11 protein-coding genes are annotated in these 12,471 nt (G+C 71.8%); 6 read left to right on the top strand and 5 right to left on the bottom strand.

The genetic code is table 11. The features are described 5' to 3' along the window. Positions 1 to 115: 115 nt before the first annotated feature. Complete coding sequence (locus tag ACIBQ1_RS45975) at positions 116 to 949, top strand: SAM-dependent methyltransferase (RefSeq protein WP_397287479.1); 834 nt, start codon at positions 116 to 118, stop codon at positions 947 to 949. Positions 950 to 977: 28 nt separating this feature from the next. On the opposite strand, the gene ACIBQ1_RS45970 is transcribed toward ACIBQ1_RS45975, so the two are convergent. The 4 genes from ACIBQ1_RS45970 to ACIBQ1_RS45955 form a co-directional block, all read right to left on the bottom strand. Beyond that, positions 978 to 1,352, bottom strand: coding sequence for a YchJ family protein (locus tag ACIBQ1_RS45970; RefSeq protein WP_397287477.1), 375 nt, complete (start codon positions 1,350 to 1,352; stop codon positions 978 to 980). A 5-nt stretch (positions 1,353 to 1,357) separates the two neighbouring features. Continuing rightward, a complete protein-coding gene (locus ACIBQ1_RS45965) occupies positions 1,358 to 2,194 on the bottom strand; it encodes an NAD-dependent protein deacetylase (protein ID WP_397287475.1) in 837 nt (278 codons plus the stop codon). A 65-nt stretch (positions 2,195 to 2,259) separates the two neighbouring features. Beyond that, a complete protein-coding gene (locus tag ACIBQ1_RS45960) occupies positions 2,260 to 2,589 on the bottom strand; it encodes a hypothetical protein (RefSeq protein ID WP_397287473.1) in 330 nt (109 codons plus the stop codon). A gap of 91 nt (positions 2,590 to 2,680) precedes the next feature. Continuing rightward, a complete protein-coding gene (locus ACIBQ1_RS45955; RefSeq protein ID WP_397287471.1) occupies positions 2,681 to 5,347 on the bottom strand; it encodes a hypothetical protein in 2,667 nt (888 codons plus the stop codon). Between the two features lie 293 nt (positions 5,348 to 5,640). Here ACIBQ1_RS45955 and ACIBQ1_RS45950 point away from each other — a divergent pair, with 293 nt between their 5' ends. Together ACIBQ1_RS45950 and ACIBQ1_RS45945 are read left to right on the top strand one after the other, a co-directional pair. Continuing rightward, positions 5,641 to 6,732, top strand: coding sequence for a PP2C family protein-serine/threonine phosphatase (locus ACIBQ1_RS45950; protein ID WP_397287469.1), 1,092 nt, complete (start codon positions 5,641 to 5,643; stop codon positions 6,730 to 6,732). A gap of 88 nt (positions 6,733 to 6,820) precedes the next feature. Further along, positions 6,821 to 7,984, top strand: a complete 1,164-nt coding sequence (locus ACIBQ1_RS45945) for a pyridoxal phosphate-dependent aminotransferase (RefSeq protein ID WP_397287467.1) — start codon at positions 6,821 to 6,823, stop codon at positions 7,982 to 7,984. A gap of 63 nt (positions 7,985 to 8,047) precedes the next feature. Here ACIBQ1_RS45945 and ACIBQ1_RS45940 read toward each other — a convergent pair whose 3' ends face one another. Next, on the bottom strand, positions 8,048 to 9,118 hold the full coding sequence (locus ACIBQ1_RS45940) for a glycerophosphodiester phosphodiesterase family protein (protein ID WP_397287465.1): 1,071 nt from the start codon (positions 9,116 to 9,118) through the stop codon (positions 8,048 to 8,050). Positions 9,119 to 9,330: 212 nt separating this feature from the next. Here ACIBQ1_RS45940 and ACIBQ1_RS45935 point away from each other — a divergent pair, with 212 nt between their 5' ends. The 3 genes from ACIBQ1_RS45935 (at position 9,331) to ACIBQ1_RS45925 (ending at position 12,224) form a co-directional block, all read left to right on the top strand. Then, a complete protein-coding gene (locus ACIBQ1_RS45935) occupies positions 9,331 to 10,929 on the top strand; it encodes an ABC-F family ATP-binding cassette domain-containing protein (protein ID WP_397287463.1) in 1,599 nt (532 codons plus the stop codon). A gap of 113 nt (positions 10,930 to 11,042) precedes the next feature. After that, positions 11,043 to 11,258 carry a helix-turn-helix domain-containing protein gene (locus ACIBQ1_RS45930; RefSeq protein WP_020547488.1) on the top strand — a complete coding sequence of 72 codons (216 nt, stop codon included), beginning with the start codon at positions 11,043 to 11,045 and terminating at the stop codon, positions 11,256 to 11,258. 150 nt (positions 11,259 to 11,408) lie between these two features. Next, on the top strand, positions 11,409 to 12,224 hold the full coding sequence (locus ACIBQ1_RS45925; RefSeq protein WP_397287461.1) for an enoyl-CoA hydratase/isomerase family protein: 816 nt from the start codon (positions 11,409 to 11,411) through the stop codon (positions 12,222 to 12,224). Positions 12,225 to 12,471 lie beyond the last annotated feature (247 nt).

Raw genomic sequence — 12,471 nt, 5'->3', positions numbered from 1 at the left:
TTGACCCAACTTCCTGACCGGCATTTACCGCTATTGCGGAATTTTGGCTGCTCGCGGCACTATGATCGCTATACGCCACCTCCGCACCACGGTGCGTACCCGAAGGAGCCGACCCTTGGCCGAGCCTTGGCCGAAGCGCGCGCCGCGTCGAGTGAACACCTCCAGCTCCAACGTCTCCCGCGTCTACGACTTCATGCTCGGCGGCAAGGACAACTACGAGGCGGACCGCCGGACGGCACTGCGGGCGCTGGAGATCGCCCCCGACGCGCCGGAGGCGGCGCGGGCGAACCGGGAGTTCCTCGGGCGCGTGATCAGGTTCCTGGCGGCGGAGGCCGGCGTGCGCCAGTTCCTGGACCTCGGTTCGGGGCTGCCAGCGCAGGAGAACGTGCACGAGATCGCCCAGTCGGCCGCCCCCGGCAGCCGGGTCGTCTACGTCGACCACGACCCGATCGTGCTGGTCCACGCCCGCGCGCTGCTGGCCGTGAACGCCCGGACCACGGTCGTCGAGGCGGACGTCAGGGACCCGGACGCGGTCCTCGACGATCCGGACACCAGGCGTCTCATCGACTTCGGCGAGCCGGTCGGGCTGCTGATGTTCGGCGTCCTGCACCACCTGGCCGACCACGAGGACCCGGCCGGGGTCGCCGCCCACCTGATGGCCCGCCTCCCGGCCGGCAGCCACCTGGCCGTCTCCCACTTCCACAACCCGGGCATGGACCACCCCGAGGCGTCCGCCCAGGCGTACTCGGCCGAGAAGCTGTTCCACGAGACCCTGGGCACGGGCCGGTGGCGCGCCCGCGAGGAGATCCTCGCCTGTTTCGACGGCCTGGAGCTGCTGGAGCCCGGGCTCGTACCGCTCCCGGAATGGCGGCCGCACCCCGACGACCTCGCCCGCCCCGGCGTCTCCCATCACACCCTGGTCGGCGGCGTCGCGCGCAAGCCCCAGTGAGGGGGCACGTGAGGGTGCACGTGAGGGGTCACAGCGCGCCCGCGTACACCCAGCGGCCGTCGACACGGACGAACCTGCTGTGCTCCTCCAGCTCCCCCGGACGGCCGCGCTCGACGTAGTGGGCGCGGAAGCGCACCGTGCCCTCGGTGTGGACGACGCTGCCACCGGTCGTCTCCAGCACCTCCAGCCGCACCCAGCGCGTCTTCCTGTCCAGGTCGAGCCGGGCGGGACGCGCGGACGGGTGCCACGTGCGCAGCAGGTAGGCGGCGTCGCCCACGCCGAACGCGCTGTATCGGGACCGCATGAGCTGCTCGGCGGTGGCGGCCGCCGCCTCGCCCCGGTGGAGCCTGCCGCAGCAGTCCTGGTAGGGGGCGGGCAGGCCGCACGGACATGTACGAGGCATGACCCCTATTGTGCCGGGACGGGCAGCCGTGCCGTGAGGTCGGTCAGCGTGGGGCCGAGCGGGGCGTCCAGGGTGAGCGAGGCGTCGGCGTCGCCGCCGGTCGCCCCCTGGTTGACGATGGCGACGGGGATGCCGAGCGAGGCGGCCTTGGTGACGAACCGCAGCCCCGACCTGACCGTCAACGACGACCCCAGCACCAGCAGCAGGCGCGCGCCCGCGACCAGGGCGAAGCACTCGTCCACGCGGGCGCGGGGCACGTTCTCGCCGAAGAACACCACGTCGGGCTTGAGCATCCCGCCGCACGCCGTGCAGCCGACCACCTGGAACCCGGCGACCTGCGCATCGGTGAGCACGGCGTCGCCGTCGGGGTTGATCGCGGCGGCGGCGGCCTCCCAGCCGGGGTTGGCGGCCCGCAGCCGTCGTTCGAGGTCGGCGCGGGGCGTGCGCTCGCGGCACGACAGGCACACCACCCGGTCGAGCCCGCCGTGCAGCTCGATCACCCGTCGCGCCCCGGCCGCCTGGTGCAGGCCGTCGACGTTCTGGGTGACGATGCCGGCCAGCAGCCCGCGCCGCTCCAGCTCGGCCACGGCCCGGTGGCCGGCGTTGGGCCGGGCGCGGCCGATCTGCCGCCAGCCGACGTGGCTGCGCGCCCAGTATCGCTGCCGCGCCTCCGCGCTGCCGGTGAAGCGCTGGTAGGTCATCGGCTCCGCCGGCCGGGCCCGGCCGGTCGGCCCCCGGTAGTCGGGGATGCCGGACTCGGTCGACAGGCCCGCGCCGCTGAGCACGGCCACGCCTCCCCCGGCGACCAGCTCGGCCAGTCGTGTCACTGTCACACCATCCATGGTGCCCGATCTCCGCGCCCGCCCGTCCCCCGGCCCCGAACCGGGGGACGGGCCTCCGCCTCCGGTCAATCGCCCGTCCGTTCCTCGGCCTCGGCGATCCGCTCGGCGCTCCACAGCCGCCGCATCTCCGGGCAGCTCTCCAGCAGCTCACCGAGCCGCCCGCGCCCCGCGACCCGGCCGCGGTCGAGCACGACGATCTGGTCGGCGCGTTCGAGCGCGGCCTGCCGGTGGGAGACGACCAGCAGGGTGCCGTGGCCGGCGATCCGCTCCCTCTTAGCGCTCCCTCCGTGATCCGGCCCGCGGGCAGCACGCCCCGGCCACCCGGCGCACCCGCTTCCCCGGCCGGATGTCCGGGGCGTCCCGCAACCGCGCCCCCTCAGCGGGCCCGGCGTCATAGGCCGCCCCCGGGCGACTCGGACACCCGCCGCAGCCCGTTCAAACAGCCCGTTCGAGCAGCCCGTTCGAGCAACGCGGCGAGCGGCTTCGTCAGCGGCACTCCTCCTGCCACGGGTACGGGTGCGCCGCCCGCGCGCGCGGCGACACCGGGTCGGCCGTCCGCGAGCACGCGTCGGCGCGCACGTCGGCCGGCCCCGGATACCGGGCGACCGCCCGCGAGCGCGGGGCCGGCGCCGGGGAGCAGGTGTCCGCCGCCTCCGGTTTCGGCCGGGGCGCCGGCCGGCTGCCGGCCGGGCGCACGTAGACGCAGCGGAGCTCGGCGGCGAACCTCAGCCCGCCGTCGCGCAGCCAGCACTCCTCCGGCCCCGGCAGCGTCTCCGTCAGCGTGAGCCGCTCGGCCGTGGCAGCCAGGCGGGCCAGCCCCTCGACGAGCGCGGGCGAGCGGGTGTCCACGTGGATCGGCCGGCGTTCGCGGGGGGAGGCGGCGAAGAACGTCACGGGCAGCTCGTGCGTCTCCCGCAGCCGCGCCATCGCGACCAGCAGCTCGCGATCCCCGGTGGCCTGGCCGAGCGCCTCGAACGACGCCCGGCCCACGCGCCACGCGCGCCGCGAGATGACCACGTTGTCCCAGGTCAGCCGGGGCACCCGGGAGAGGTGCCGCAGGTCCGGCCGCCGCACCCTGGGCAGGGCGAGCGCCGTGTGCAGCGCCGTGTCGTCGTGCTCGCCGTTGTGGAGCAGCAGCGGCCCGTCCACCCCCGTGGCCCGCAGGACGGCGCGGCGCCCGTCACTGTGCACGTAAAGCTCGTCGAGCCCGATCCGCCGCCGCCCGCCGTCGGCCGCCACGCCGCCCAGCTCCAGCACCGGCCCGGGGAACTCCAGCGGCGGCCGGCCGGTGGAACGGCGCGAGATGACGTTGAGCGCGGTGTGGTCGCCGAGCGCCCGCACGATCGCCGCGTCCCGCTCGGCGAGGAGCGCGCCGCCGTCGGGGTGGAGCCGCTGGGCCCATGGCGTGAGCAGCGCGACGTCGTGCAGGTCGCCGAGGACCAGCGGGGTCAGCCCCGGCTCGTACGCCTCCAGCGACGGCGCGGCCACCATGACGTCGGCCGAGCAGAGCACGGGCGCGGCCGGCGGAAGCGGGTCGTCCAGCAGTCCCGCGAGGTCGACGGTGGCGGCGCCGGGCGGCGCGGCGCGCACGATGGCGGCGATCCGCTCCGCGAGGTCGTCGCCGTAGCGGATCTCCAGGTCGTCGGTGGCCCCCAGCACCTCGGCCAGCCCGAACGTGCCCGCGCCGAGCCGCCCGGCGAGCAGCCGGTTGGTGCGCTGCCTGGTCAGCTCGGCGTCGGCGGCGAGCAGGTCGAGCACCCGGGGCACGCGGCCTTCCAGGTCGGCCGCCAGCCCCTCGCCGACGGTCACCCGGAGCGTGCCCGCGGCGGCCTCGTGCACGATGACGCGGTCGTCGCGGGGCCGGTCGTCGTGCGCCCGCCCGTCCTGGCGACCGCTGCCGGCCAGCGTCTCGATCCGCCGCTGGAGGGCCAGCTTCACGTCGGGAGAGGCGGCGGGATACTGGGCGAGCAGCTCGGTGATCTCCCGTACACGCCTGCCCACCGGCAGGTCACCGCCCGGACGGGGAACGTCCGGGCGGGCGGCATCCGGGCCGTCGGCGTCTGAACGGCGAGCGTCCGGACCATGGGCGTCCGGGCGGAGAGTCTCGGCGGGGAGGCGTTCGCGGAGCCAGGACAGCGGGTCGGCGACCGTGGCCGGCGGGCAGAGGTCGTGGGTCAGCAGCCCGCGGCGCACCGCCACCGCCAGCGCCGCGGCGGCCTGCTCCAGCTCCGCCCCCGACTCCGCGGCGATCTCGGCCAGCGTCCGGCGCCCGTCGCACAGCGCGACGAGCACCTCCGCGTCGGCCACGGCGTCCGGCATGGCGCCCACCCACGTCCTGCGGCGCGGCACCAGCCCCGCCACGAGCGCGGGGTCGGCCAGGACGCGCTGCTGGAGCGACTCGCTCACCCAGCCGGCCGGGTACGCCACCCGTTGCGGGCGCGCCCGATGCCCTGACCACGTGTGGCCGCTGACCGGCGCGGGCTCGACGCGGCCGTGGTCGAGCGGCCCGAGGCGGCACGTGGCGCAGAGCTCCTGCAGGACCGAGCCGACCAGGCGCCGCAGCCGGCCGCCCCTGGCGGTGCCGCGCCGCAGGTCGCGGTAGAGGCCGGGCGCGGAGCGCACGAGGGCGTCCAGGAAGCGCTCGTCGGCCGCGATCTCGGCCGCGGCCGACCGGGCGAGCGCCGCGTCGGCGGACGTCGTGCCCGCCAGGGCGAGCCGGGCCTCCTCCAGCGGGCCGGTCACCTCGTTCCAGGCCGTGAGCCAGCCGGCGGGCGCGGGCGTGTCGTCCGGGAGGGGACGCAGGTCGCGCAGGCGGCTGCGCAGACCGCGCGGCAGCCGCCCGCTCCCCGTCCCGCCCGTGGGACGGGGGTCCCCGCCTGCGGCGCTGCGGACCGGGCGGGGGTCCTCTGCCGGGACGGCGCGGGCCGGGTGGGAGGTCTCTGCCGGGACGGCGCGGGCCCGGCGGGGGGCCTCGGCAGGGGTGGCGCGGGCCGGGGCGTCGGCGAGCAGGCGGAGCGCCCGCCGTTCCAGCCGGACGACCTCGGCCGCCGCCGCCGCGGCCCGCGGGTAGGCCAGGGATCCGACGAGCTCCCAGGGAAAGCCCGCGCTCCGGACGGCCACGGCCGGCAGCAGAGTCCAGTCCTGCTCGCTCACACGGCCACCCCTTCTCGCGCGGAATTGGCACCCTGCACGTCTTAACTCAAGATATTTACAAGATCATCTTTACTTGTCAATGAAACCGTCGATGAGAAATCAATGAGCAGGCCGCAACGAATCAGCCACTGGCACCAGCAGATCCCGCCATAAGATGCGGAGTCGTTTACTTCCGCTTTTCATCCCCCCGTCTTCCCTGCACAGGGCCATCTGATGGGTTTATTTCACGATTTCTTCCGGCTGTTCGAGAAAGCCGCCGTTACGCCGTTCCATGACGGGGGATGAAAGGACACGTGACGGATGGCGGGCGGCGCGAAGGGCCGTATCTCTCGACACCGGTGTTCGTCGCCGGGCTCGTCGTCATCACCGCGGTGGTCGTCGCGCTCGACACCCTGACGGGCACGGCGGTGCGGCTGTTCCCGCTGCTGATCTTCCTCCCGGCGATCGTGGCCGGGCTGGGTTCCGTGCGGCAGACGGTCGTCGCGTCGGTGTGGGTGGTCCTGGCGGCAGGGGGGATCACCACATACCTGGGCGGCGAACTGGACGACAACCTGCTGGCCGCCGGGTTCACCGCCGTGTTCGGCGCGCTGAGCGTGCTCGGCTGCGCCTACCGGGTGCGGCGCGAGGAGGAGGTGCACCGGCTGCGCTCGGCGGCGGCCGCCCTGCAGCGGCTGATCGTGCGCCCGCTGCCGCTGCGCACCGCCGACGTCGTCATCGACGGCCTCTACCAGCCGGTGGAGGAGGACACGTTGGTGGGCGGCGACATGTACGAGGTCGCCGTCTCCCGGTACGGCACCCGGGTGCTCATCGCCGACGTGCAGGGCAAGGGGCTGCCCGCCATCGGGACCGCGCTGGCCGTGCTGGGGTCGTTCAGGGAGGCGGCCTACCGGGAGGAGACGCTGACCGGGGTCGTCGAGGCGATGGAGAACGCCGTGGTCAGGCAGAACACCTTCGCCGCCACTACCGGGGAGCCCGAGCGCCTGGTCACCGCCCTGGTGCTGGACATCGGCCGGCGGCTGGAGGTCGAGGCGGTCGACTGCGGGCACATCGCCCCGTACATGATCCACGGCGGCGACGCCTGCGAGGTGAACCTCGGGGAGCCGTCCGTGCCGCTCGGCGTGGCCGCGCTCGCCCCTGCGCCGCGGCGGTGCGCGCGGTTCGCGTTCCCGCCCGGCGCGACGCTGGTGCTGTGCACCGACGGCGTCACCGAGGCCCGCGACCCGCACGAAGGCACCTTCTACCCGCTGGAGGAACGCCTGCGGGCGTGGGCCCCCGGCCCCCCGGAACAGCTGGCCCAGGCGCTCGGCGAAGACCTCCGCGCGTTCACCCGGGCCGCGCCGCGCGACGACATCGCGATCCTCACGCTGCGGCGCGCGGAGTCATGACCTGATGAGGGCCGGTTCGCACAACATCATGAACCGGTCGCCCCACCCACGCGTACCTACACACATCGGACATGTCCATGGAGGTGTCGTGGAGCTCAGCCTCTTGCGGGCACAGGCGCACAGCCCGTCGTATTTTTCTTTGATGCGCGCCTCGTCGGGAGAGCGCGCGCCGGTTGACTTCTGCATCCCGTGCAACCCGTATTTCCCGACCCCAGACATCTTCGAGCATCTGGGGAGAAACCTGGAGACGATCCTGAAGTTCTATCCGAGCGACGCGGGCACGATCACCGCGGAGCTCTGCGCCACGCTCGGACTCCACCCGAAAACGGTCGCCATGGGCAACGGATCGACCGAGTTGATCACCTGGATCGACCACCTGCTGGTGCGCGAGAGCCTCGCGGTGCCCATCCCGACCTTCGGCCGCTGGACCGACCAGCCGTTGGAGACGGGCAAGCGGGTGGACATGTTCCCGCTGATGGAAAGCCGCAACTTCGCCCTCGACGTGAGCGAATATGTCTCGTTCATCCGCATGCGCGGCTCCCGGGTCGCGGTGATCTGCAACCCGAACAACCCCGACGGCGGCTACCTGCCCAAGCACGAGGTCCTGCACCTGCTCGACGAGCTCATCGACCTCGACCTGGTGATCGTGGACGAGTCGTTCGGCGACTTCGTGGACTGCGAGCCGGACGCGGGGCTGGCGGCGGAGGCGGCGGTCCGGCCGAACGTGATCGTGCTGCGCAGCCTGGGCAAGAACTTCGGCCTGCACGGCATCCGGTTCGGCTACATGGTCGCCAACCCGGCGCTGGCCGGGCGGGTGCGCGACGCGCTGCCCAAGTGGAACCTCAACTCGTTCGCCGAGGTCATCGTGTTCATGATGCGGCAGTTCATGGGCGAGTACCACAACAGCCTCATGCGGGTGGGCCAGGACAGGCGGGCGATGTTCCAGCAGCTCAGCACCATGCCGGGGCTGTCGGTGTTCGCGTCGCAGGGCAACTTCCTGCTGATCAAGCTGCCGCCCGGGTACGACGGGGTGGGGCTGCGCGACCACCTGCTCTCCGAGCACGGCGTGTACGTGCGCGAGTGCGGCAACAAGCTGGGCACGACGAGCCAGTTCATCCGCCTGGTCGTGCGGCCGCAGGACGACGTGCGGCGGCTGCTCATCGGCATGACCCAGTTCCTGTACTCGGGCAGCCTGCACGAGATCCCCGTGATCGGGGTGCACCACCGGCACGTCAACCCGCTGTCGGCCTGAGATTCCGCCCGGGCCCCCGGCAGCGCTCCGCGGGGGCTCGGGCGGGCAGTGCCGCTCTCGGAGCTACTCCGACCAGCGGAGCCGGTAGCGCTTGGGCGGCTTGAAGCCGCGCTCGGCCATGATCTGCCGCAGCCGGTCGGGGTAGTCGGTGATGATGCCGTCCACGCCGTCGTCGATGAGCTTGTTCAGCGTCGGGGCGTCGTCGATCGTCCAGGGGATCACCTTGAGGCCGAGGGCGTGGGCCTGGTCGACCATGTCCTTGGTGACGTACGCCTGGTAGCCGGGATCGGTGACCTTGCCGTTCTGCGGGAACCCGTGCACCGGCGAGAACGCGTCCGCCCCGAACGACTTGACCGCCGTGAGCGGGTCGCCGCCGAAGTCGTCGATGTCGATGCCGCCCAGCCAGGGCGAGGCGCCCGGCCGGCCGGTCTGCAGGAAGTCGCGGTTGGTGAGCGCGACGAGCGGCAGCCGCGGCTCCAGCTCACGCATCCGCATCAGGGCGCCCCAGTCGAAGCTCTGGATGGTGACCTGCCGCAGCATCCCGGCCCGCCGGATCTCCCGCAGCGTCACCTGCGCGAACTGCTCCCGGGGCGCGGTCTCGCTCGGCGCCCCGGCCTCCACCTTGGTCTCGACGTTGAGCTTCACGCCCCACGCCCGGTAGCGGCGCACCAGGTCGAACACCTCGCGCAGCGTCGCCATGCGCTCCCCGGGCACCGCCCGCTGCCCCGGGAACTCGGCCAGCGTCCGCGACCCGCAGTCCATGGTCCGGACCTGCTGGAGGGTGAGCGTGTTGATGTACTTGCCGACGTAGGGGAACTCGGGGTCGCCGGGCGTCACGGGCGCCGTGTCGCCGCACTTCCTGTCGCTGATCCGCCGGTCGTGCGTGACGACCGCCTGGCCGTCCTCGGTGATCTGCACGTCGAGCTCCAGCGTGCTGACGCCGAGCTCCAGGGCGTTCGCGAACGCGGGCAGGGTGCTCTCCACCACGAGCCCGAGCCCGCCCCGGTGCGCCTGAAGGTCGAACGCGCGCCGCCCGTCGGCGACCGCCGTCTCGGGCGCGCCCGCCACCGCGACCGACACGGTTACCGCCACCGCCGCCGAGGCCAGGACCGCGAGCCATCTCTTCGTATTCACACGCGACAAGATCTGGCACGAGGGGGACGGCAGGGCGTACGCGAGATGAGCGCGAGAGGAAGCCTTCGCGATCAGGCGCCGCGCCCGTGGTGGGGGCCAAGCTGCCGACGCGTGGGTCCGAACAGCCTACACTGATCCGTATGCATACTCCCGATTGATCTGGCGTCCCACGCCCAATCCTCCGTTTCCTAGCTCGGGAGTGTTCCGCCAACATGATTATCGCCAGTGACATAGAGCTGCGCGCGGGCGCGCGGCTGCTGATTGAAAAGGCCTCGTTCCGGGTCAACCCGGGCGACAAGATCGGGCTCGTCGGGCGCAACGGCGCCGGCAAGACGACCCTCACGAAGGTGCTGGCGGGCGAAGGGCTGCCCGCCGCCGGCGCCGTCACCACCTCCGGCAGCGTCGGCTACCTCCCCCAGGACCCGCGCACCGGCGACCTGGAGGTGCTCGCCCGCGACCGCATCCTGTCCGCGCGGGGCCTCGACGAGGTCCTGCGCGAGCTGCGCCAGGCGGAGCTCGGCATGTCCTCCGCCGACGACCGCACCCGCGAGAAGGCCGTCAGGAAGTACGGCAGGCTCGAGGACCAGATGCACGTCCTGGGCGGATACGCGGCCGAATCGGAGGCGGCGTCCATCGCCTCCAGCCTCGGACTGCCCGATCGCGTGCTGTCGCAGACGTTGCAAACGCTTTCCGGCGGTCAGCGCCGGCGCGTGGAATTGGCACGAATTCTTTTCAGCGGAGCGGAAACTCTCCTTCTCGACGAGCCGACAAACCACCTAGATGCCGACTCAATCGGGTGGCTTCGTGATTTTTTGCGATCGCATCAAGGCGGCTTGGTGATCATCAGTCACGACGTCGGTCTTCTTGAAGCTACGGTCAACAAGGTCCTGCACCTGGACGCCAACCGCTCGGTGATCGATCACTACAACGTCGGCTGGAAGGCCTACCTCGCCCAGCGCGAGACCGACGAGAAGCGCAGGAAGCGCGAGCGCGCCAACGCCGAGAAACAAGCAGGTGCACTGCTCGCGCAGGCCGACAAGATGCGCGCCAAGGCCACCAAGGCCAAGGCCGCCCAGGACATGATGCGGCGTGCGCACCGGTTGCTGTCGGGCACCGAAGAAGAGCGCAAAAGCGACAAAGTGGCGCGGCTGCGCTTCCCCGAGCCGCAGCCGTGCGGGCGCACCCCGCTCACGGCCGAGGGGCTGTCCAAGTCGTACGGCTCGCTGGAGGTCTTCACCGACGTCAGCGTGGCCATCGACCGAGGTCACAGGGTCGTCATCCTCGGCCTGAACGGTGCCGGCAAGACCACGTTGCTGCGGATTCTCGGTGACATCGAGACTCCTGACACGGGCGAGATCCGGCCCGGCCACGGCCTCAAGGTCGGCTACTACGCCCAGGAGCACGAGACCCTCGACCCCGGCCGCACCCTGCTGGAGAACATGCGGTCGGCCGGGGGCCAGTTCACCGACACCGAGCTGCGCAAGGTGCTCGGCTCGTTCCTGTTCACCGGCGACGACGTCGACAAGCCCGCGGGCGTGCTGTCCGGCGGCGAGAAGACCCGGCTGGCACTGGCGATCCTGGTGCTGTCGAGCGCCAATGTCCTCCTTCTCGACGAGCCCACGAACAACCTCGACCCGGTCAGCCGCGAGCAGGTTCTCAATGCGCTGAGGTCCTATTCAGGAGCAATCGTCCTAGTCACACATGACGAGGGTGCCGTTGACGCCCTGTCACCGGATAGGGTGATCTTGCTACCGGACGGAACTGAAGACGCATGGAGCGACGAATTTTCCGATCTTGTGGCACTTGCCTGATCTTAATTTGAGTGGGTACGGATCTTTTCCCGTGGAGTAGGTAGCCGATCCCGCTGAAATGACTGATCATGGCGGAGTAACGCTGCGGAAGTCCGGCACTACAGGAGGTACTCGTGGCCGAGACACTGAAGAAGGGCACCCGGGTCACCGGGGCCGACCGGGAAAAACTGGCCGGCGATCTCAAGAAGCGCTACGCCGCGGGTGAGAGCATCCGCGCCCTGGCCGCTTCGACCGGTCGGTCTTACGGGTTCATCCACCGCATCCTGAGCGAGTCCGGCGTGACTCTGCGCGGGCGCGGCGGGGCGACCCGAGGCAAGTCCAAGCGCTGAGGCCGCCTCGGAACGTGCGACCGCAGCCGCCCGTCCCTAGTCAGCCATACCGTCGCGCCCGGGCCAGAACGATGTTCTGTAGGCTCGGGCGCGACGGTCAGCACACTGGGCGCGCACTCCTCGCGCGACCAGGACTGGAGGGAGCGGGCGATGGCGGGAGCGCAGGCGCGACAGCGCGGGGGGAACGCGGACGAGGTCTCCGTGACAACGGAGCACGGAGTTCGCATCGAGGTGGACGGTGAGATAGCGACGATCACGCTGGACCGGCCGGAAAAGCGGAACGCGCAGACGTTCGCGACATGGTCGGCGCTGGCTCGGATCGGCGAAAGCCTGCCCGAGCAGGTGCGCGTAGTCGTCGTGAAAGGTGAGGGACCGTCCTTCTCGGCAGGGATCGACCTGCGAATGTTCACACCTGAGGGGGTGCCCGGACAGGGCTCGTTCAGCTCGGCGGCCAAGAGCGACGACGTAACCTTCGAGCAGCGCATGAGGCAGGCACAGGCGGGGTTCCTGTGGCTGCGCCGCCCGGAGATCGTTTCCATCGCCGCAGTGCAGGGGCACGCGATTGGCGCGGGGTTCCAACTCGCGCTCTCCTGCGATCTGCGGATCGTGGCCGATGATGTTTCCTTCTGCATGAAAGAGCCCGCACTGGGTCTGGTGCCCGACCTGACGGGGACCAAGCCCCTGGTCGAGCTGGTGGGCCTGGCCAAGGCGATCGACATCTGCCTGACCGCCAGGACCGTGCACGCGGACGAGGCCATGCGCATCGGCCTCGCGGAGAAAGTGGTCGCCGGGGGCGACCTGGATCAAGCCGTACGAGACAAGGTCGCGCAGCTGCTGGCCGTCAACCGGGACGCGGCGATCGCGACGAAGCGACTCCTCCAGGGGGCGCAGGGCCGCTCCCTGGAGGAGCAGTGTGCGGCCGAGCGGCTCGAACAGGCGGCCCGCATCAAATCCCTCTTCACCTGAGCCGCCGCTCACCACCGCCGTCACATCCGTCCCTCCGGGGGTATGGGCACGCGGGGTTGCCTTCAGCGCGCCGCAAACAGCCGCTCGCCACCGCCGTCACATCCGTCCCGCTGGGGAGGAGCGCCCGGCCGGTGCCACGCGAGCCGGGGCGACGGCCTGGTCGTGCCCGTTTCCTGAGGTGGCGCGGGTGGGCAGTAGGTTGGAAGGGCGGCGGTGCCCGTGGGTTTCGCGGTGAGCGGACGGGGGA

It is taken from the genome of Nonomuraea sp. NPDC050153, assembly GCF_044460125.1.
Taxonomy (GTDB): domain Bacteria; phylum Actinomycetota; class Actinomycetes; order Streptosporangiales; family Streptosporangiaceae; genus Nonomuraea.
The sequence above is the reverse complement of the archived record's forward strand: the minus strand, read 5'-3'. Positions and strand labels throughout refer to the sequence as shown.

What these genes read in the sequence shown, in the direction of transcription:
- ACIBQ1_RS45970 (WP_397287477.1), bottom strand. Translation starts at nt 1,352, where the DNA reads ATGCCTCGTACATGTCCGTGCGGCCTGCCCGCCCCCTACCAGGACTGC.
- ACIBQ1_RS45960 (WP_397287473.1), bottom strand. Translation starts at nt 2,589, where the DNA reads ATGACGCCGGGCCCGCTGAGGGGGCGCGGTTGCGGGACGCCCCGGACA.
- ACIBQ1_RS45965 (WP_397287475.1), bottom strand. Translation starts at nt 2,194, where the DNA reads ATGGATGGTGTGACAGTGACACGACTGGCCGAGCTGGTCGCCGGGGGA.
- ACIBQ1_RS45935 (WP_397287463.1), top strand. Translation starts at nt 9,331, where the DNA reads ATGATTATCGCCAGTGACATAGAGCTGCGCGCGGGCGCGCGGCTGCTG.
- ACIBQ1_RS45925 (WP_397287461.1), top strand. Translation starts at nt 11,409, where the DNA reads ATGGCGGGAGCGCAGGCGCGACAGCGCGGGGGGAACGCGGACGAGGTC.